General features: G+C 68.3%; 18 protein-coding genes. 12 read left to right on the top strand and 6 right to left on the bottom strand.

Going from position 1 to position 19,330, the window contains the following annotated elements; all coding sequences use genetic code 11:
* Window positions 1–4: 4 nt before the first annotated feature.
* Together FBT69_09370 and FBT69_09365 are read left to right on the top strand one after the other, a co-directional pair.
* Window positions 5–772, top strand: coding sequence for a PEP-CTERM sorting domain-containing protein (locus FBT69_09370; GenBank protein MDL1905003.1), 768 nt, complete (start codon window positions 5–7; stop codon window positions 770–772).
* Between the two features lie 134 nt (window positions 773–906).
* Window positions 907–1,749 carry a hypothetical protein gene (locus tag FBT69_09365; GenBank protein MDL1905002.1) on the top strand — a complete coding sequence of 281 codons (843 nt, stop codon included), beginning with the start codon at window positions 907–909 and terminating at the stop codon, window positions 1,747–1,749.
* Window positions 1,750–1,794: 45 nt separating this feature from the next.
* Here the strand turns inward: FBT69_09365 and FBT69_09360 are convergent, their stop codons facing one another.
* Together FBT69_09360 and FBT69_09355 are read right to left on the bottom strand one after the other, a co-directional pair.
* Window positions 1,795–2,472, bottom strand: coding sequence for a flavin reductase family protein (locus FBT69_09360; GenBank protein MDL1905001.1), 678 nt, complete (start codon window positions 2,470–2,472; stop codon window positions 1,795–1,797).
* Window positions 2,473–2,495: 23 nt separating this feature from the next.
* Window positions 2,496–3,293, bottom strand: coding sequence for a hypothetical protein (locus FBT69_09355; GenBank protein MDL1905000.1), 798 nt, complete (start codon window positions 3,291–3,293; stop codon window positions 2,496–2,498).
* Window positions 3,294–3,561: 268 nt separating this feature from the next.
* Here FBT69_09355 and mdh point away from each other — a divergent pair, with 268 nt between their 5' ends.
* The 7 genes from mdh to FBT69_09320 all read left to right on the top strand — a co-directional run bounded on the left by mdh (window position 3,562) and on the right by FBT69_09320 (window position 12,826).
* The gene (gene mdh / locus FBT69_09350) at window positions 3,562–4,512 is read left to right on the top strand and encodes a malate dehydrogenase (GenBank protein MDL1904999.1); all 951 of its coding nucleotides are present in this window, start codon (window positions 3,562–3,564) and stop codon (window positions 4,510–4,512) included.
* Between the two features lie 23 nt (window positions 4,513–4,535).
* Entirely contained in the window at window positions 4,536–5,681 is a 1,146-nt protein-coding gene (locus FBT69_09345) for a hypothetical protein (protein ID MDL1904998.1), read from the top strand.
* Between the two features lie 45 nt (window positions 5,682–5,726).
* Window positions 5,727–6,704: a hypothetical protein gene (locus tag FBT69_09340; protein ID MDL1904997.1), complete on the top strand. Its 978-nt coding sequence runs from the start codon at window positions 5,727–5,729 to the stop codon at window positions 6,702–6,704.
* A 9-nt stretch (window positions 6,705–6,713) separates the two neighbouring features.
* A complete protein-coding gene (locus FBT69_09335; GenBank protein MDL1904996.1) occupies window positions 6,714–8,270 on the top strand; it encodes an undecaprenyl-phosphate glucose phosphotransferase in 1,557 nt (518 codons plus the stop codon).
* Between the two features lie 429 nt (window positions 8,271–8,699).
* Window positions 8,700–8,969: a hypothetical protein gene (locus FBT69_09330; protein MDL1904995.1), complete on the top strand. Its 270-nt coding sequence runs from the start codon at window positions 8,700–8,702 to the stop codon at window positions 8,967–8,969.
* 33 nt (window positions 8,970–9,002) lie between these two features.
* Window positions 9,003–11,000, top strand: a complete 1,998-nt coding sequence (gene mnmG, locus FBT69_09325; protein ID MDL1904994.1) for a tRNA uridine-5-carboxymethylaminomethyl(34) synthesis enzyme MnmG — start codon at window positions 9,003–9,005, stop codon at window positions 10,998–11,000.
* Window positions 11,001–11,041: 41 nt separating this feature from the next.
* Complete coding sequence (locus tag FBT69_09320) at window positions 11,042–12,826, top strand: hypothetical protein (protein MDL1904993.1); 1,785 nt, start codon at window positions 11,042–11,044, stop codon at window positions 12,824–12,826.
* Window positions 12,827–12,830: 4 nt separating this feature from the next.
* Here the strand turns inward: FBT69_09320 and FBT69_09315 are convergent, their stop codons facing one another.
* Complete coding sequence (locus FBT69_09315) at window positions 12,831–13,625, bottom strand: hypothetical protein (GenBank protein ID MDL1904992.1); 795 nt, start codon at window positions 13,623–13,625, stop codon at window positions 12,831–12,833.
* A gap of 311 nt (window positions 13,626–13,936) precedes the next feature.
* On the opposite strand from FBT69_09315, the gene FBT69_09310 reads away from it, so the two are divergent.
* From FBT69_09310 to trxB, 3 genes are all read left to right on the top strand, one after another.
* On the top strand, window positions 13,937–14,881 hold the full coding sequence (locus tag FBT69_09310; protein MDL1904991.1) for a sigma-70 family RNA polymerase sigma factor: 945 nt from the start codon (window positions 13,937–13,939) through the stop codon (window positions 14,879–14,881).
* A 151-nt stretch (window positions 14,882–15,032) separates the two neighbouring features.
* Window positions 15,033–16,634, top strand: a complete 1,602-nt coding sequence (locus FBT69_09305) for a hypothetical protein (protein MDL1904990.1) — start codon at window positions 15,033–15,035, stop codon at window positions 16,632–16,634.
* Between the two features lie 18 nt (window positions 16,635–16,652).
* Complete coding sequence (trxB, locus tag FBT69_09300; GenBank protein ID MDL1904989.1) at window positions 16,653–17,651, top strand: thioredoxin-disulfide reductase; 999 nt, start codon at window positions 16,653–16,655, stop codon at window positions 17,649–17,651.
* Between the two features lie 4 nt (window positions 17,652–17,655).
* Here trxB and FBT69_09295 read toward each other — a convergent pair whose 3' ends face one another.
* The 3 genes from FBT69_09295 to iscU form a co-directional block, all read right to left on the bottom strand.
* Window positions 17,656–18,135, bottom strand: a complete 480-nt coding sequence (locus FBT69_09295) for an acetolactate synthase (protein ID MDL1904988.1) — start codon at window positions 18,133–18,135, stop codon at window positions 17,656–17,658.
* 251 nt (window positions 18,136–18,386) lie between these two features.
* The gene (gene erpA / locus FBT69_09290; GenBank protein ID MDL1904987.1) at window positions 18,387–18,743 is read right to left on the bottom strand and encodes an iron-sulfur cluster insertion protein ErpA; all 357 of its coding nucleotides are present in this window, start codon (window positions 18,741–18,743) and stop codon (window positions 18,387–18,389) included.
* 102 nt (window positions 18,744–18,845) lie between these two features.
* Entirely contained in the window at window positions 18,846–19,280 is a 435-nt protein-coding gene (iscU, locus tag FBT69_09285; protein MDL1904986.1) for a Fe-S cluster assembly scaffold IscU, read from the bottom strand.
* Between the last annotated feature and the right edge of the window lie 50 nt (window positions 19,281–19,330).

Genomic DNA, 19,330 nt, shown 5'->3' with positions numbered 1-19,330 from the left:
AAGCATGAACGTTCGCATTGAGGCGGAGCCTCGGCTCGTTCGAGTTCTCGTCGCGGGGGGCCTCTGCCTGGCGCTCGCCGCTCCGGCCCTCGCCGACATTTCAAACCCACCGCTCATCTTCAAGGCCACCAGTTCGCTGGGCGAGGCGACCTACAAGGTCTCGCTCGAAGACGGGGAGTGGGTCTCCGAGGACGCGTGGTTCTGGATGCTCCCCTCCGCCATCGATTTCGTCGACCCCAACAACGGCAGTCTCATCGCACGCCTCGTCCAAGGGTCGTCCTACATCGAGCACGATCCCGTGCTCAGCGGCGGCTTCTCCGTCCAGGCCGGTGCGGTTGACACCACCTTCACCATCACCATCGGGTCGCTTGGCTTCCCGACCATCAGCAATCCCTTCGCACGCGCGTCCGCGGGGATGACCGTGACCGACGGCGACGGCAACGGGGCCTCCGTGAAGGGGCTGATGCCCGGCGGCACCATGTACCACACCAGCTACAACTTCGGGACCGCCTTCGCCTCCCTCATCTCCGGCCCGCTCGTTGAGCCGGACGCTTGGGGAACCAACTCCGACTCTGACGAGTACCCGGCCGGCGCGGGCAACTTCATCGCCCTCGGTGGTCCAGCTTCCGAGATGTTCGCGGAGTGGAAGTTCACCCTGACAGCGAACGACTCGGCCGCCGGCACTGGCGTCTTCGTGGTCATCCCTGCTCCGGGGGTGCTCGCCCTCGTCGGCACTGGTCTCGGATTCGTCGCGACTCGCCGCAGACGCTGAGTCGCCTCACGCATACCCGTACAGACACCCACAAAACGCCCCATAAGGGGCGTTTTGCATCAGTGGATGGTTTCGAGTGTGCGTATCGGACTGTCCGAGTCACGGCCGGCGATTCTCACTGGCCAATTCGTGGGATGCCTCTTGAAACCGGGTGTGAAACTGGTACAGTACCCCCGTCGAAGGGAGAGATGCCGGAGGCCCCGAGGAGGCTTCTGCCCGGTTCGGGCGGATGCGGGGTCGGCCGGGAACTCCCGCGGTTTCGTGTGTGTGTTTGTCCACTGACCGTTGGGTTGAAAGATTCAAACAGGAGAGAACCAGAAATGAACCGTGTGTGCATCGGACTGGGCGCGGTTGCCGCGCTGGGGCTGGCGGGCGTCGCTTCGGCGGACGCGATCCTCTCGTACACCTACAGCGACCTCGACGGGTCGTATGACGCGGGCACCGCGATCTTCAACGCAAAGGCCGGCTCGCTCACCTCGGGCGACGTGACCCGGCTGACGGGCGCGGGCGGGACGGCGCAGTTCAACGCCGGCTTCCACGGCTTCGACTCCGCCGACTACACCCTCACCATCGACGTCACGAACAACAACGGCTCGACCGCCGACGGCAAAGGCTCGTTCACCGTCACCGATGCCAACGGCGACACCATCACCGGCCTCGTCGAGGGTACCTGGATCAAGGGCGCGTTCGGCACCGTCTTCTTCAATGGACAGCTCAGCAACGTCCTCATCAACGACAACTCCGGCGACGCCAAGTTCAACGGCTCCACCGCCGGCGTCTTCAGCACCAACTTCCAGGGCCCGATCGCTCCCTTCGAGGGCGCGCTCGTCCAGCTCTTCATCTCCTCCGCCAGCGAGTTCATGACCAAGAGCTTCAGTGGCGTTCCCACGCTCGTCAGCGCGGAGATCATCCCCGCCCCGGGCACCATCGCCCTCGCCCTCGTCGGCGGCGCGGTGGCCTTCCGTCGTCGTCGCTGAGAGCCGCCGCTTCACAACTCAACCCCGTCCACGGGGCTTCCGCGATCAGAGCGGAGGCCCCGTTTGCTTTTCCCACGGTCGCGGCGTTCCCAGCGAAGGACGCCCGATGGCCAGCGTGAACCGCTCTCGCGTCCGGCAGTACGTGTGCCCGCCCATCCGGGCAACCGTCCCCAGCCGATCCGGGTCGGCGTGAAACCGCTCGTTCAGCACGCCCTCATCGGCGTGAACGTGAACCACCCGCCCGATCACCACGTTCCCACCCGCCGGCTCGCCCGGATTCGTGCGGATCACCTGTTCCGTCCGGCACTCGAACGCGACCGGCGACTCCGCGACGCGCGGCGGACGCACGACCACGCTCGGCGCGGGCGTCAGTCCCGTCAGGTCAAACTCGCTCTCCCCGTGCGGCAGCGGCTCCGCGGCGGCCGCAACGAGGTGCGCATACCGCTCGCTCGCCAGGTTCACCACGAACTCGCCGGTGCCGCCTTCGCTCTCCGGCTTGCAGTTGCGCAGCGTGTCCTTCTCGTCGCCCTCGGCGTCGTTCGCCGGGCAGAAGAGCAGCGTCATCGGGTTCGAGCCGACGCCCGCGAAGAACGAGAACGGTGCAAGGTTTGGCCGCCCGTCGGGAGAGACGGTCGAAACGAACGCGATCGGGCGCGGGACGATGCAACCGATCAGCAGCTTGTACCGCTCGGCGACCGTGAGACGCTCCGGGTCGATCTCCATGCCCCGAGGGTAAGGGGGTCGGCTCAGCCGCGCCGCCGGCGCGCCAGCACGAGCCCCGCTGTGCCCAGCAAGGCCAGACCCGACGGCGCGGGCACGAGCGCGAAGCCGGTGGCGCTCCGCTCCGCAAAGTCGAGCAGGTCGAAGAACGGCGAGAACGCCCCCGACGAGGTGTCGATGGTCCCGATCTGGAACTTGTCGTCGGTGATGTTCTGGATCGCGGCGTAGAGCGTCCCGTTCAGGAACTCGATGCCGCAGGAATCGGAGTCGATCCCGAGCGTGCCGATGAGCGGTCCCGCCGCGCCCGATCCGAAGTCGATCGGGTAGAGGCCGTCGGTCGCGTTGTCGAGCGCGTAGAGCGTGCCCGAGAGGGCGTCGTAGGCAAGCCCGCCGACGTCGGCCAGGCCCGTGGAACCGATCAGCGTCGGCTGGTAGTTGTTGGACGGGTCGATCAGGTACAGGTTCCCCGGACCGCCCGTCCCGTACAGCACGTTGCCGACCTCCGTGACGGAGGAGAACGCGACCGTCTGCACGTCCGTCGGCGTGAGGCTCACGTGCGCCGCGAACGGGTTGAAGATGTGGTAGAACTCCGGCTCATCGTTGTCGGGCAGGACCGGGCTGACCGCGAACAGCGACCCGTCCGATCGCGCGCCAAGCCCCCGGATTCGATCGCTCAACTGGAACGTCTTCACCGGCCCGCCCTGCTTGAAGCGGTAGAGCGTCGTCTCCTTGGTCACCCAGTAGGTCGGTTGCGCGACCGAGAGCGTGCAGGTTGAAACCAGGGCGATCGTCGAGCACAGGCCGAAGCGTGCAGCGAAGTTCATCGTCTTCTCTCCCTCGAATGGCGTGAACCGAAGGTGCGTGAACACACCGCGCGTCGGGCGGGGCACACCCGACAGTTTCAGCGGTTCCCGGCGCCGGATCAAGCGCTTCGGTGCGACTTCGGGTCGCTGTTCGCGCCGGCCTGGCTGCACCTGGCCACCATGCCCCCGTGGCGTCCTCGGAAGCGGGTGCGCGGCCTGTCGGGATGCTGCCCGGCTATAGTCCCGCCCGCCGCGGCGGACGCCGCCGCTGGCGAACCCGGAGAGACCCATGCGTCGTGCGAAGATTGCGGTGATCGGCGCCGGAAACGTCGGGGCGACCTGCGCCCACTGGGCCGCCGCCAAGGAACTCGGCGACATCGTGCTCCTTGACATCCCCGACCGCGACGGCGTCGCCAGGGGCAAGGCCCTCGACCTCCTCTGCTGCGGACCGATCGAGCGCTTCGACTCGCGCGTCGTTGGCACCAGCGACTACCGCGACATCGCCGGCTCCGACGTCGTCGTCATCACCGCCGGCCTTCCCCGCAAGCCCGGCATGAGCCGCGACGACCTCATCGAGACCAACGTCAAGATCGTCAAGAGCGTCTCCGAGCAGGTCGCCGAGCACGCCCCGAAGTCCATCGTCATCGTCGTCTCGAACCCACTCGACGCGATGGTCTACACGGCGTGGAAGGCGACGGGCTTCCCAACCTCCCGGATCATGGGGCAGGCCGGCGCGCTGGACGTGGCTCGGTTCCGCGCGTTCCTCGCCATGGAACTCGGCTGCTCGATCGAGGACATCTCCGCCCTGCTCCTCGGCGGGCACGGCGATGACATGGTCCCCCTCCCGCGCCTCACCAGCGTCCACGGCATCCCCATCGCCGACCTGCTCCCCAAGGAAAAGATCGACGCCTGCGTCGAACGCGCCAAGGTCGGCGGCGGCGAAATCGTCAAACTCATGGGCACCAGCGCCTACTACGCGCCCGCCAGCGGAACCGTCCAGATGGTCGAGGCCATCGTCAAGGACAAGAAACGCATCATCCCCAGCGCCGCATACTGCGACCGCGAGTTCGGCGTCGGCGGATACTTCGTCGGCGTCCCCGCCGTGCTCGGCTCCGCCGGCGTCGAGCGGATCGTCGAGTTCAAGCTCCAGCCCGACGAGCAGAAACTCTTCGCCGAGTCCGTCGCGCACGTGAAGGATCTCGTCGGCGTCGTGCGGCGCATGTTCCCCGAACTGGCCTGATCCGCCAACGGATCGACCGAAGGATGGAGATCGGAACCATGATCAAGGCGTCCATCACCAGGCTGCTCGCATCGTGCGCGATCGGCGCGGCGGCGCTCGCCGCCGCCACCTCGTTCGCTCAGGACGGACCACAGCCCGCTCCACCCGCCGCCCCGGTCGAGCTGTCGTACACGCCCGCGTGGTCGGACCCCGAGTTCGGACGCATCGCCGACATGCTCAGCGGGTCGTGGCGCACGACCTCGGGCGTGGCCGTCGCGGACGGCGGCGGCTCCGTCGAGATCGTCATGACCGTCACCCCGGTCCGTCTCTCCCAGATCCCCGACGCCCTCTACGCCGAGATCGCACGCGCCGACGCGCTGCACCGCCCGTACAGGCGCGCCATCTTCCAGTTGTACCGCCACTCGGGTAACGTCCGACTCCGCACGCTCGAGTTCCGCAACCCGGAGCACGAGACCGTCGGCATGATGACCGGCATCTGGCTCACCCCCGGCCTCTTTCCCGACGTGCCACGCGATTCCCTCATCGCCACCCTTGACCTCGCGCTCAGCCGCGACGGCGATGGCTACAAGGGCAAGACACCCTACCCCTACCCCACGGCCGCAGGAGGCGCGGTCGAGATGACCAGCGAACTGACCATCACACGCAATCGCCTCACCACCGCCGACCGCGGGTACGACGCCGACGGCAAGGTCGTCTGGGGCGCGGCAGGCGACGCGAACTACTCCTACGAGCGGTTCGACCATCCGTTCCGGCTCCAAGACCGCGACGACGGCGTCAAGGTCATCATCATGCGCTCCGGCTCCGAGGGTGTCGCCCTCGACGACAACGACCAGGTCTCCTTCCACTACAGCGGCTGGCTCACCGACGGCACGATGTTCGACTCCTCCCTCCGCCCCGGCGGCCGCCCGCTGACCTACCAGGCGCCAGGACGACTCATCCCCGGCTGGCGGACCGCGACCTACGGCATGCGCCTCGGCGATGTCCGTAAGTTCATCCTCCCGCCCGATCAGGCCTACGGCGCGAGCGGCGCGGGGAACGGACGCATTCCCCCGAACGCCACCCTCGTCTTCGAGGTCGAGTGCATGTTCATCCGCCGTCCGGACGACCTGCCCGCCCCGGCCGGCGAGCAGGGTGGCGAGCACGACGATCACGACCACAACGGGCACTGACCGTCGCTGGCTCGCGATCGCTCGTCTCCGACATACAGTCAACAGATGTCCGTGCGCGATTACTACGAGATTCTCGGCGTCACACGCGGCGCCTCCGCTGACGACATCCGGCGCGCCTACCGGACGAAGGCGCGGCAACTCCATCCGGATGTGAACAAGGCCCCCGACGCCGCGGAACGCTTCGCCGAACTCCAGCAGGCCTACGACGTCCTCTCCGACGAGAAGAAGCGGGGCATGTACGACCGGCTCGGACACGCGGCCGCCTCTCAGGGCGGCGGCAGTGCGGGGGCACGCTATTCATGGTCCTCCACCGGCGGCGGCTTCCCCGAAGGCGTCGACATGGACGATCTCGGCTCGATGTTCGATGCCTTCTTCGGCGGCCGAGCCGGTTCCGCAGGCTTCGGCTCGACCGCCGGCACGCGGGCCACTCGTGGTTCCGCCCGCGGTGCCGACGTCGAGGCCGAGCTGCCGGTCCCCTTCCTTCTGGCGGCCAAGGGGGGGCAGGAGTCCTTCCGGTCGCCCGTAGATGGCCGAACGATCCAAGTTGCGGTACCCGCCGGCACGGAGGACGGTGCGCGACTCCGGGTCCGAGGGGCCGGGAAGGCTTCCGCCCGCCCGAACGGCAAGCCTGGCGACCTGATCCTCCGGGTACGGGTTCTGCCCCACGCGCTCTTTCGTCGTGAAGGCGGCTCCAGGCCCGGTTCGGGGCTGGACCTCGTCTTCGACCTACCCCTGACTATCGCCGAGGCCACGCTCGGTGGGCGCGTGCCCATTCCCTCTCTGGACGGGCCCATCGAACTGACCGTACCCGCCGGCACGCCCAGCGGCCGTCGATTGCGGGTCAAGGGCAAGGGCATCCAAGCCGCCGACGGCCGAATCGGAGACCTGTACGCCATTGTGCGGATCATCCCCCCGAACCCGGCTATCCTGACCACCGAGCAGCGACGGCTGATCGAGGAGGTCGGCCGCCTGACGCCCCAGCCTCGAACCGGCGGGGACTGGCCGAGTGTCGCGGGCCGCTGATCGGGTGGAGTGGTGCGGCCGCCGCGAGTCCGTCGTATTGACAGCCCGGTGCACGTTGGGGGAGACTGGCCCGCGCCGAAGGACCGGCGCCGCCTCGACGGAGGGAACCGCGTGGTCAAGCAACAGCACCGCCTTCTCGTCGCCCTGCTGGGCCTCTGGGATTGCTTCGTGATCTCGGTGGCTTGCTATGCGGCCTGGGCGATCCGGCGCCTCACCTGCGAGGGCTACTTCCCGGCCTTGCCCGAGTTCTGGGAGAGTTACTTCAAGAACCCGCTCGTTGCGTTCGTCGTGCCGATCACGATCGTCGTCATGCGCGCCAACGGGCTGTACCGCGCTCGGCGCGACCGCTCCGTGTGGAGCGAGCAGGGCGCCATCCTGCGCGCGTCGATGCTCTCGATGCTGCTTGTCGTCGTGGTCCTCTGGCTGGTCGGCAACGCGGTCATCACCGATGGCTCGACAAGGGCACTGCATCTCGACGCGGGCCGCACGCAACTCGGATGGCTCGCCGTGCTCCTGCCCGTCTTCCTCGGCATCAACAGGCTTGCCTTCCGCACGTTCCTGCGAATGCTCCGTCGGCGCGGCTGGAACCTCCGCCACGCCGCGGTGATCGGCGTCGGTCGGCTCGGGCAGATCACCGTGCGGACACTCGAACGCAACTCATGGACCGGTATCAACGTGGCCTATTTCATCTCGCATCGCCCACGCGCTCGCCGTGACACCTGCCTCGAGCGGCCAGTGCTCGGCGGGCTGGACGACCTCGAAGCGACGCTCGAACGCCACCCCGTGGACGCCGTCTACCTCGCCATACCGAACGCCCAGGCGAGCTGCGTGCCCGACATCCTGCGCAGGCTCGAACGGTTCGCCGTGGACGTCCGCATCATTCCCGACGTTCAGCCGCGGTACCTGCCCCAGAGCATGACCGTCAGCGAACTCGACGGCATGCCCATCCTCTCCTACCGCGAGTGCCCGCTCCATGGCCTGGGCGGGCTGACCAAGCGCGCCGTGGACATCCTCGGCTCGTCCATCGGCCTCCTCGTCTTCTCGCCCGTCATGCTCGCGTGCGCGATTGCCGTCCGTCTCAGCGGGCCGGGGCCGATCATCTTCAAGCAACGGCGCGTCTCCATCGGCGGCGAAACCTTCAAAATCTACAAGTTCCGCACCATGTACCAGGTCGAGGACGAGCAGCGACCCGCGGACGCCCGCTGGACCGAACGCAACGACCCGCGCATCACGCCCGTCGGCCGCCTTCTCCGCCGCGCGAGCCTCGACGAACTCCCGCAACTCCTCAACGTCCTCAAGGGCCAGATGTCACTCGTCGGACCACGACCCGAAAGGCCCGAACTCATCGAACGCTTCCGAGAAGACTGGCGCGGCTACATGATCCGGCAGCACGTCAAGGCAGGCATGACCGGATGGGCGCAGGTCAACGGACTGCGCGGCGATACCTCGCTCAAGAAACGCCTCCAGTACGACCTCCACTACATCCGCCACTGGTCGGTCTGGTTCGACCTCAAAATCCTCTGGCTCACCCTCTTCCGCGGCTTCGTCCACCGCAACGCCCACTGATCAGGCACGGGAACCTCAACGCAGCCATCGGCGTACAGAGTGCCGGCCGGAGCGTCTTCCGGCCGGAGGGGATTCCGTCCACGCAGCGGCCACCCGGCCTCATCCGATCCATCTTCCTTCCGTCCCGCATTCGCGGTACCGACGGTCCCCACCGACAACCCGTCCGCAGGGCCTGTCCCGGCAGTGCCTGCCTCGTTCACGGTGCCATCACGCCCGCGAGTGCTTGGTCGAGGCCACCCCTCTGGGACTGTCCCGCCCTTTCTGAGCGTCCGGGAACGCCCCGGAGTCGGAGGTTTCGTGAAGCAGGAAACCCGTTCAGCCGTATGGACATCCGGAGCGCAAGGGGATGCGCCGAAGGTCGGGCGGGTTCGGGAGCCGCACGCAGGCAGGGCCGGACCCGCTGGAGGACCGACACGGAGAGCCAGCACGATGCGGCTTGACCCGGAACAGCAGCGGTGGTTGGCGCGCGCTCTCGGCTCGCTCGCCGCGGGTGACGCTCGTCGCTACGAGGACGCCCTCTGGCTCGGCTTCGGCGACGCCTGGGTGCCCATGCGCCTCAGGCTCGAACGTGGCGGACTCGTCCGTCCCGCACACAACGGCGGCGATCCGCAGGTGACCGATCGCGGCGTCCAGACCCTCCGTGACCTCCAGACCCGCCTCGGCTTTGAGGCCAACGGCGAGGCGCAGGGGGTCGCTTGAACGGGAGTTCGGTGCCGTCGCGTACCATTCTGCGTGGCAAAGCGTTCGTACAGGGTCATCGTCATCGGCGGCGGGCACGCGGGCGTCGAGGCCGCGTGGGCGGCGGCCAATCTGCTGCCCGCCGAGCGGGACGGCGCCGGGCGGCCCGTGGCGACTGTTGCTCTGGTGACGCTTGACGCCTCGAAGATCGGCGTCATGTCCTGCAACCCGGCCATCGGCGGGCTGGCCAAGGGCCAACTCGTCCGCGAGATCGACGCGATGGGCGGCCTCATGGGCCTCGCCGCCGACGCCACCGGCATCCAGTTCAAGGTGCTGAACACGAGCAAAGGTCCGGCCGTCCACGGCCCGCGCTGCCAGAGCGACAAGCACGCCTACGCCGACGCCGTGCAGGCCCTCATCCGCACACGCCCCGAAATCGACGTCATCGAGGGGAGCGTCGAGCGCCTGGAAGTGGGGGGGGGACGGGTGAAGGGCGTGGTGATTGGGAAATCGCAAGTCGCGGGTTTGCAAATCGCATATCAGGCCCATGCGTGCCTCCGCTCCGATTTGCCATCTGCTCATCTGCCATTCGCCGTCTCCGCCCCCGCGGTCGTCCTCACCACCGGCACCTTCATGCGCGGACTGATGCACACGGGCGAGTCGAAGACGCCGGGCGGACGGCACGGCGAGAGCGCGGCCGTCGGCATATCGGCCGCGCTCCGCGAACTCGGCTTCGAACTCGGCCGACTCAAGACCGGCACCCCGCCGCGCCTCCGACGCGCTTCCATCGACTGGGACGCCCTCGACCCCGCCCTCGGCGATGATCCCCCCGTCCCGTTCAGCGATCTCTCAGGCAGAGGCGCCGGGCAGGAAACGTGGGGATGCCTGGCGCGGTTTCCCGTGCTGCCGCAGGTCGAGTGCCGGCAGACGCGCACCTCGCCCGAGGCACACGCGGCCATCCGCGCGAACCTCCACCGCGCGCCGATGTTCAGCGGACAGATCGAGTCCATCGGCCCGCGCTACTGCCCCAGCATCGAGGACAAGGTCGTTCGCTTCGCCGACCGCGAGACGCACGGCGTCTTCCTCGAACCCGAGAGCCTGCGCGACGACTCCGTTTACTGCAACGGCATCTCGACCAGCCTCCCCACGGACGTGCAGGACGTCATCGTCCGCACCATGCCGGGCTGCGAACAGGCCGAAATCCTCCGCTATGGCTACGCGGTCGAGTACGACATGGTCCGCCCGCACCAGATCATGCCGACAGGCATGACGCGACCCGTCGAGGGCCTCTTCCTCGCCGGCCAGATCAACGGCACCAGCGGGTACGAAGAAGCCGCCGCCCAGGGACTCATCGCCGGAATCAATGCGGCACGCTTCGCCACCGGCGAGAGCGAGTTCACGCTCGGACGCGACGAGGCGTACATCGGCGTGCTGATGGACGATCTCGTCACCAAGACCCCCGTCGAGCCGTACCGCATGTTCACCAGCCGCGCGGAGCACCGCCTGCTCCTGCGGGCCGACAACGCCTCCGATCGCCTGACACCCACCGCACGGCGGCTCGGGTTGCTCGCAGCTGCTCCTCTCGGGCGCCGGCGCCTGGAACTCTTCGAGCAGCGCGGGCATGACCTCGCCACGATCAACGCCGCGATCGACGCGACACGCATCGACAGCGAGCCGCTCGCACGCGTCATGCGCCGGCAGGACTTCACCATCGACGATCTTCGCCGATCGCTCGCGGATCGTCCCGGCCTCCCGCCGCCGGACTCGCCCGCATGGGTCACGGCGCACGCCGATCGCCGCTACGCCGCCTACGTCGATCGCCAGCGTGCCGAGGTGCGCCGGCACGCGGAGATGGAGCGCCGGCCCATCCCGGACACCGTGGACTTCGCCTCGCTCGTCACGCTGCGGGCCGAGGCAAGGGAGTCGCTCGCACGCTTCCGCCCGCGGACCTTCGGCCAGGCGTCGCGGCTCGAAGGCGTGACGCCCGCCGACCTGACGCTCCTGGCCGTGCTCGTGTACGATCGCCCGGCCGCGTCGCGTCGGCGCGGGTGAGCCGCAGAGAGCGGGCGTTCGCTCGCGCGGGGTGATCGATCATGCTCGCGGGAATCTTGACGCTGGCTCAGGCCGCGCCCGCTGGCACGGTGCTCGACCTGCTCAAGCTCCTCGCCGCCGCCGCGCTCGTCACGACGGTCCTGCATCGCCTGCGCCTGGCGACCATCCCGGGCTACCTCATCGCGGGCGCGCTCATCGGCCCGCACGCGCTCGGATTCGTCGGCGATCCCGACAGCGTCCAGACCATCGGGCGGCTCGCCATCATCCTGCTCATGTTCAGCGTCGGGCTGTCCCTCGACCTCGGCGCGCTCCGCGGCGGCGTGCGGGCCATCCTCCTCGTCGGCGTGATCTCCACCGCCGCCTCCGCGCTCGTCTGCTGGCCCATCGGCGTCGTCTTCGGCCTCTCGCCCAGCGCCGCCCTGGCGGTGGCAATGGCCATGACCATGTCCTCCACCGCGATCAGCCTCCGCGTGCTCCAGGCGCGCCGCGAACTCAACCGCGTGCCGGGTCGGCTCGCCGTCGGCGTCTCGCTCGTGCAGGACCTGCTCTCCGTCGCCGTGCTCGCGCTCCTGCCCGCGCTCGCCCTCTGGAGCGCCAGCGGCCAGGCCGCGCTCGCCGCCGACGGCCCAACCCTCTGGCAACGCCTCTGGGAGATGGTCTGGCGCGGCGTCATCGCTCTCGGCGGCGTCACGCTCCTCGTCGCCTTCGGGCGGCTCGTCCTGCCGCGCCTCATGCAGACCGCCGCGGGCGTCGCCGGCGAAGTGCTCCTCGTGCTGACGGCGGCCGTTGCCCTCGGCGCCGCGGTTGCGACCGCAGCCCTCGGGTTCACGCCCGAACTCGGCGCATTCCTCGCCGGCTTCGTTCTGGCCACAACCCCCTTCCGGTACCAGATCGCCGGCCAGCTCGACCCCATGCGCGACCTCTTCATGGCCGTCTTCTTCTGCGCCATCGGCCTCACCATGGACCCGGACGTCCTCCTCTCCGGATGGTGGATCATCCTCCTCGCGCTCCTCGTGCAGTTCGTCGTCAAGGGCGGCATCATCGGCCTCTCGTGCTGGGCCGTCGGCGCAACCCCCGCCGCCAGCCTCGCCGCCGCGCTCCTGCTGGCCCAGGCCGGCGAGTTCGGGCTGGTCGTCGTCGCCGCGACGGCCAACGTGGGGCTGATCGACGCCGCCGTGCAGTCGAAGTTGATCGCCCTCATCGTCCTCTCGCTCATCGTCACGCCGTTCGTCTACGACGCGGGCAAGCGCGTTCACGGGCCGGTGAGCCGGCTCCCGCTCGCGCCGTGGCTGCGCCGCCGCGCCCCCGCCGCGCTCAGCGAGCAGGAGCCTGAGCCGGGCGAGCGAGGACAGTCGGGCGACCCGCGTGCCGGGCGCCACGTGATCGTCGCGGGGTTCGGCGTCTGCGGCCGCGCCGTCGTGGAACTTCTCGAACAGGCGGGCGTCCCCTGCGTCGTCGTCGAGTTGAACGTCGCCACCGTCCGCAAGCAGGCGCGCATGGGCAGGCCGATCATCTACGGCGACGTGACGAACCCGGAGGTGCTCCGTTCGGCGGGCATCTCGACCGCCGACGCCATTGTCCTCACGATCCCGGACGACGACGCGACGCTTCGTGCCTGCCGGCTCGCCCGTTCGATGGCGCCCAACGCCTTCATCGCCGTGCGATCATCGTACATGAGCAAGGGAATGGTCGCCGAGTCGCTCGGTGCGGACCTCGTCGTCGTCGAGGAGGTGGCGACCGCCGCGACGATGCAGGAGCGGGTCGTCGAGCGCGTGAAGGCCAGGCGTTCGCCACCCGCGACCACCGACGTGACGCCCGCGTCCTGATCCGTCACTCGGGCAGCTGCTTCAGTTCGTCCCGCAGGATCGCCGCCAGCTCGTAGTTCTCCTGCGCCAACGCCCGATCCAGCCGGCGGCGCAGCTCGCTCTTCTGGCTGACGGGTAGCTTCGGCACCAGCGCGTCGCGCATGCTCTGAAGCATCCGAACCTCGTTCGAGGCGTTGTACGCCTCTGTATGCCCCGCGTTCGCGAAGTGCTGCCGGAGCGCGTTCAGACCGTCGTCGATCGCAAGGATCGCCGCCTTCGGCTCGTTGTCCTTCAGCGCCTGACTCGCCAGCGCCCGGGCACGCACCATCGTGACGTACGGCCGGAACTGCTCGAGGACGCTCCGGTCGGCCTCCGTCTCCGCGTGCTTGGCGCAGAAGTCGAAGAGGCGCAGGTTCCGCGTCGTATCCCGCACGACACGCTCGTAGTCCTCTGCCGCCAGCAACGCCACGTACCGGTGCGAGTACTGCATCGCCTCGTCGCGCAGGGCACGGCAGTCATCCGGCGAGAGCGTAAACTCGCCCTCCGGCGGCTTGGCGTCGGCCAGTTCGCGCTCCGTGCCGTCAGGATCAAGCAGTCCCGCGTCCCACTCTTCCTCCCGGTCCTCGTAGAGGTCGAGCAGGCTCTCAAACCCCTCGGGCCGAAGCCCGTCGGGACGGCCGTCGAGTTCCATCTGCAGGATGCCCAGGTCAAGCCGGACTTGGACCACGGGGCGCCCGTCGGTCGCCCGCACGATCCGAACGTTCAGTTTCCCAGGCTCGTAGGGCCAGGAACTCAAAAAATCGGAAAGATCTTCGCTCATGGCCGGTAGGGGGCCGATCGGCGTCCCGAATTGGTTGACTATAGAACGGGTTTCGGGGCGTGCCAGAAAAATTCGGACTTGCCTGGCCAAATCGGGCCTGAGCCGCGCATTCCCTGTAGGCGGCGCAGTCGTATCGGGCCACACGCCGCCCGACTGGGGCCGACTCGACCGGCGTCAAGTCCGACACCGCCCCTTCCGATGCAACCCGGACGGCCTCCGGAGCGAACCGTGATGTGGCAGTGCGGCACGAATCGTGGGTATAGTGAGCGCCACGTTCCGCGTCGCGAAAGGTGGGAAGAGAAGTGAGTGCAATCCGGAGTCGTGCAACGGAAGAGGGCGGGCTGCAGTCCGACCTCCAGCTGTACCTGAGAGAGATCAATCGCACGCCCCTCCTCACCGCCGAGGAGGAACGCGAACTCGGTTGGGCGATCATCAACGACAACTGCCCGGCCTCGCGCGAGCGAATGATCCGCGCCAACCTCCGCCTCGTCGTCGCCATCGCCAAGAACTACGTCGGACGCGGACTCCCCCTCAACGACCTCATCGAAGAGGGCAACATCGGGCTGATGCGCGCCGTCGAGGGCTTCGACCCCTCGCAGGGCGCACGCTTCTCCACCTACGCGAGCTGGTGGATCAAGCAGGCCATTAAGCGCGCCCTCATCAACGCCACCCAGCCGATCCACATCCCCGCCTACATGGTCGAACTCATCGCCAAGTGGAAGGTCGCCTCCCGCAAGCTCGAGGCCGAACTCGGACACCCGCCCACCATCGAAGACCTCGCCCGTGCGATGGACCTGCCCGCCAAGAAGGTCCGCATCATCCGCCGAGCCATCCGCGCCATGCAGGCCCCGAGCCAGGAGCCGACCGACGCCAGTGGCGACCTCGTCGGCCTGGGCGAACTCATCGCCGATTCCCGCCATGGGATGCCCGAGGACCCGATCCTCAAGACCGACGAAACCGCCACCCTCCGCAAACTCCTCGAATCCATCGACGAACGCGAGGCCCGCATCCTCCGCCTCCGCTTCGGGCTGGACGGGCAGGAGCCCCTCACCCTCAAGCAAATCGCCGATGAGGTCGGCATCAGCCGAGAGCGAGTCCGCCAGATCGTCGACGAGGCCCTCACCAAGCTCAACGCACAGATCAACGACAATCGACCCACCAGGTTCTTCAAGGAGAACCGGCGGCCCGGCGTTGACCCGATGGAGGATGCCGAGCCGCTCAATCGACCCGCGCCCCGCAGGTCGAAGGCAGGGTAACGCCCCGTGCCCCAACCGCGCCCCAGCAGCCGGCCGTCCCCGTGACGGCCGGCTTTCGTTGCGCCTCCCCGCACGGCCATCCCGCGCCAGGTTGCTACCATGCCCGGCCCACACGCACGGTCGGGACGACGACCCGGCGGGAGACAACGGAATGACGGCAGTTCGACGGCGGATTCCCTCATGGCTCACGGCGACCGTCGCCCTGACACTCTGCCTGATCCCGCTCCGGCAGGCCGCGGCTGACGAGTTCATCAACCGCGTCAACGCACCGCTCGCCGAGATCAGGCCCGAACGCCGCAGCGACGTCATCGTCCTCCCCGCGATGGCGAAGATGGACAAGCCACCGCTCGGCGTGGACACCCCAGCCAAGGCCCGCCTCGCCCCCGCCGGCGGCGCGGCATGGCCCGCCGCCCTCGAGTGGGCCAACGCAGAACCGCAGCGGGCCGTCATCGACGCTGTCCACAAGGTCACGCAGGCCACCGACTGGCGAGAAATGATGGCCTTCGGACAGCCCTACGGTCTGGCCGAGTTGGGCGCAAGCCCGGAGCAGATCGCGCTTATCTCCGCGCGGCTCTACACCGACCTGGGCGACCCGCCCCTGCTCGCGGCCGCGCGCCACCTCTATCTGCCCGTCTTCGAGGACGCCACCTGCCTCTACCACGTCGAAGCGACACGACTCCTCGCCGAGGGCAGGCCCGCCGACGCCGCCAACGCCCTCGTGGACTGGCTCTTCTTCGCGAGGCAGATCGCCGACCGCGAGTTCAAGACCGAGATGGACTGGGCGCTGCGCACCATGATCGACGTGCTGGAGCGCATCCGCGACGTGATGTACACGGACTTCCGCGACGGACGCCGCGCCGCCGCAGGTGAACTCGTGGCGATCGTCAAGCGTCTCGAGGAGCAGCGTGGTCCCCTCGGAATCGACCGGATTCTCCTGCCGCCGGCCGATGCCGAGGCCGCACGCCAGCTCGTGGCGTTCGTGATGCAGGAGAGGGGCCGCGTCCGCCCCGAGGTCTACGCCCAGACGATGTCCCGCCTGGCGACGACGGAACGGCCGCTGCGGCTCTTCGGCGAGTCCGCGCGGTGGTCCGGCGGCGCGACCGAGCATGCCAACTGGTTCGACACCACGGAGCACCTCACCGCCGTCATCGCTGAGTTCAACGACCGCTGGTCGCGCTCGTGGCACGACCCCGTGCTGCGCGAGCCGCCGATGTACAACCTCATCTCCCGGCGCCACGAACGATGGGCCGTCATCCTCGAGTCCTACCCCAACATGCGCCCACTCTTCGATCAGCGCCAGCTGCTCCGTGTCGAGGCCGTCGGCACACGCCATGCCCTCGCCCTGCTCGCCTTCCGCGTCTCCAGCGGCGGGTTCCCACGCGACATCGCCGCCGCCCGCCCGCACTACATCGAGCGCATCGAGGCCGATCCTTTCAACCCCGACCGCGCCCGCGGCCGCGAGCCTCCCCTGGAGTTCTTCGTGCCCATGCGAGACACCGCCGGCCGCTTCGGCGAGCGTGAGCAGGTGCAGCCACATACCATCAACGTCCTTTCGCCCGACGCACCGAACTTGGCGATCCGACTGCGAGACGACCAGTTCGTGCTCTATTCCGTCGGCGCGGACGGCGGCCGCAACTGGGCCGAGGAAGTCCAGAACACCATCAACGCCCCCTCCGGGCGCGACTACCTCATCTGGCCGCCCGTCCTCTCGCTCGTGCGCCAGGAACTCATGCAGACCGGCCAACTCCGCTGAACGCGCACCGGAGCGACCATGATCGACGCCAAGCCGCACGCCCTCGCGATCATCGGCTCCGGCCCCGCCGGCTGGACCGCAGCGATCTATGCCGCCAGGGCGAGCCTTTCGCCCGTCGTCTTCGCAGGCGTGCCCAAGAACGACCCCGGTCCCATCCTCCCCGGCGGGCAGCTCATGCTGACCACGGACGTCGAGAACTACCCCGGTTTCCCGGAGGGCGTCGCCGGGCCGGAAATGATGGAAAAGTTCCAGAAGCAGGCCGAACGCTTCGGCACGAAGGTGCTCGGGCAGGATGTCGTCCGTTGCGACTTCTCGAAGCGACCCTTCGAACTACACACGAACAAGGGAACGGTCGAGCACGCTCACGCCGTCATCATCGCCACCGGCGCGACAGCAAACTGGCTGGGACTCGAGAGCGAACTCCGCCTCGCCCGGGCCGGCGGCGGTGTCTCCGCCTGCGCGGTCTGCGACGGTGCGCTCCCGATGTTCCGAGGCCGCCCGCTCGCGGTCGTGGGCGGCGGCGACACCGCCATGGAAGAGGCTACCTACCTCACCAAGTTCGCCTCCACCGTCTACGTCATCCACCGGCGCGACTCGCTCCGCGCCAGCAAGATCATGCAGGAGCGGTTCCTCTCCAAGCCCAACGCGAAAGTCATCTGGAACAGCGTGGTCGTGGACTGCCTGAGCGCCAAGGACCAGCACGGCAACGAGAAACTCCGGGCCGTCGCGCTGGAGAGCACGACCAACGGCGAGCGGTCGGAACTCGAAGTGGGGGGCCTGTTCGTGGCGATCGGGCACACCCCCGCCACGAAGTTCCTCAAAGGCTCCGGCGTCGAGATGGACGAGCAGGGGTACGTGCTGCTCCGCAGCCGGTCCAGCGCGACGAACATCAACGGTGTCTTCGCGGCCGGCGACGTGGCGGACGCCCACTACCGCCAGGCGGTGACGGCCGCGGGCATGGGCTGCCAGGCCGCCCTCGACGCCGAACGCTGGCTGGGGGCGAAGGGGCTGGTGTAGCGGCCTAATGCACGTGCTGGATGTCCGCCTCGCCGAAGAGGCGGAAGTCCTTGCGCCGCAGGATCTGCCCCGCGAGCACATGGTCGTCTACCGCCAGCGCGATCGTCGGCGTCCCGTTCGGCCGAAGCATCAGCGGGTACGCAAAGTGAATGTTCAGTTCCGCCGCCAAAAGCGAGAGGCACAGGCTGGTCAGCGTGTGCCCCTTCGAGAGTTCGACGATCAGCACGTCCTTCTCACAGAATGCGACCTTGTGCTCGCGGAGAATCCGCCTCGCCTCGTCCGAGTCGCTCGTGATCATCCGCACCACGGCGTGGTCGCTCGCTTCATGCACGCTCAGGGCGCAGATGGAGCACTTCGATCCGTCGAATCCCGCCACAAGGTCGTGCAGCTGCCCCACACGGTTCGTCAGGAAGACGCTGAACTGCCTTACTGTCGGCGGCGAGTACCCGTGCGTCGTTTCCAGTGGCGTCGGTGCCTGACTCATGCGGCCTCCGGAGCGATCCCCGCTCCCATCCCTGTGGGCCGAGCAACTCACAAGCCCCACGGCGGCCACCCAAAGCCGGGGAACCACCCCGGGACAGCCCCCGAGACCGCCCTCCGCAGGGTCGAGGGACTGTGGCCGCTGTTGTCCAGATTATCAACCCCGGATCGCCTTGGAAAGCAAATTCCGCCCTTGCAGGCGGAATGGCGCGGGTCGGACAGGCGTTGCAGGGCAGTGGGGGCCGCCAAGCCGCTTCAGACGGAGAAACTCGACCCGCACCCGCAGGAGGTGTGGGCGTTCGGGTTCTGGAAGACAAATCCCCGGCCCATGATCTCGTCTCGGAAATCGATGGTGGTGCCGCCCAGGTAGAGCAGGCTCTTGGGGTCGCAGATGATCCTGATCCCGTGCTGCTCGAACTCCTCGTCCGTCTCCTTCTGGGTCTCGGTGAGGTCCAGCACGTAACTGAAGCCGGAGCACCCGCCACCCTTCACGCCCACCCGCAGCCGGACCTTCTCCGCATCGAGCTCCTGCTGCTCGATGATCGTGCGGATCTCTCGCGCGGCGGTCTCGGTCAGGATGATGCCCGTTGTCTGCGTGTCGGCTGTGCTCATGCTGGCTCCTCGGGCCTCGGCCCGTCGATGCACATTCTACGCGGGGCGGCGGCGGGTCGGTTCGCGGGCGTCAGCGGGCGCTGACGTCAGCGGGCGCGGACGTCAGCGGGCGCGGGCGTCGCTCGCCGCCTCCGCGCCAAGCCCGTTCTTGTGCTTGTAGTCCTCGATCGCCGCACGGATCGCGTCCTCGGCGAGCACCGAGCAGTGAATCTTCACCGGCGGCAGGCTCAGCTCCTCGACGATCTGCGTGTTCTTGATCGCCAGCCCTTCGTCCACGGTGCGGCCCTTGAGCCACTCGGTGGCGAGCGAACTGGACGCGATCGCCGACCCGCACCCGAAGCACTTGAAGCGGGCGTCCTCGATGACGCCGGTGTCGGGATTGACGCGGATCTGAAGCTGCATCACGTCGCCGCACTCCGGCGCGCCGACAAGCCCCACGCCGACGTCCTTGCGCTGCTTGACCTCGCCCGTTGTCCCGAACGAGCCGACGTTCCGCGGGTTCTCGTAGTGGTCGATCACTTTACTGCTGTACGCCATGATTCACCTCGTCCGGAGATCGCCCGCTCTCCCACTCGATCGCTTCGTCA

Origin of the sequence: Synechococcales cyanobacterium CNB (assembly GCA_030263455.1) — a bacterium.
GTDB lineage: Bacteria > Planctomycetota > Phycisphaerae > Phycisphaerales > UBA1924 > CAADGN01.
Note: the sequence above shows the minus strand (reverse complement) of the source record. Positions and strands in the feature narration are given on the sequence as shown.

Bases quoted from the DNA above. Each gene is read 5' to 3' on its own strand.
- FBT69_09315 (MDL1904992.1), bottom strand. From the start codon at position 13,625: ATGAGCGAAGATCTTTCCGATTTTTTGAGTTCCTGGCCCTACGAGCCT.
- FBT69_09365 (MDL1905002.1), top strand. From the start codon at position 907: ATGCCTCTTGAAACCGGGTGTGAAACTGGTACAGTACCCCCGTCGAAG.
- FBT69_09360 (MDL1905001.1), bottom strand. From the start codon at position 2,472: ATGGAGATCGACCCGGAGCGTCTCACGGTCGCCGAGCGGTACAAGCTG.
- FBT69_09370 (MDL1905003.1), top strand. From the start codon at position 5: ATGAACGTTCGCATTGAGGCGGAGCCTCGGCTCGTTCGAGTTCTCGTC.
- mdh (MDL1904999.1), top strand. From the start codon at position 3,562: ATGCGTCGTGCGAAGATTGCGGTGATCGGCGCCGGAAACGTCGGGGCG.
- trxB (MDL1904989.1), top strand. From the start codon at position 16,653: ATGATCGACGCCAAGCCGCACGCCCTCGCGATCATCGGCTCCGGCCCC.
- FBT69_09345 (MDL1904998.1), top strand. From the start codon at position 4,536: ATGGAGATCGGAACCATGATCAAGGCGTCCATCACCAGGCTGCTCGCA.
- FBT69_09355 (MDL1905000.1), bottom strand. From the start codon at position 3,293: ATGAACTTCGCTGCACGCTTCGGCCTGTGCTCGACGATCGCCCTGGTT.
- FBT69_09295 (MDL1904988.1), bottom strand. From the start codon at position 18,135: ATGAGTCAGGCACCGACGCCACTGGAAACGACGCACGGGTACTCGCCG.
- FBT69_09320 (MDL1904993.1), top strand. From the start codon at position 11,042: ATGCTCGCGGGAATCTTGACGCTGGCTCAGGCCGCGCCCGCTGGCACG.
- iscU (MDL1904986.1), bottom strand. From the start codon at position 19,280: ATGGCGTACAGCAGTAAAGTGATCGACCACTACGAGAACCCGCGGAAC.
- FBT69_09340 (MDL1904997.1), top strand. From the start codon at position 5,727: ATGTCCGTGCGCGATTACTACGAGATTCTCGGCGTCACACGCGGCGCC.
- FBT69_09330 (MDL1904995.1), top strand. From the start codon at position 8,700: ATGCGGCTTGACCCGGAACAGCAGCGGTGGTTGGCGCGCGCTCTCGGC.
- erpA (MDL1904987.1), bottom strand. From the start codon at position 18,743: ATGAGCACAGCCGACACGCAGACAACGGGCATCATCCTGACCGAGACC.
- FBT69_09305 (MDL1904990.1), top strand. From the start codon at position 15,033: ATGACGGCAGTTCGACGGCGGATTCCCTCATGGCTCACGGCGACCGTC.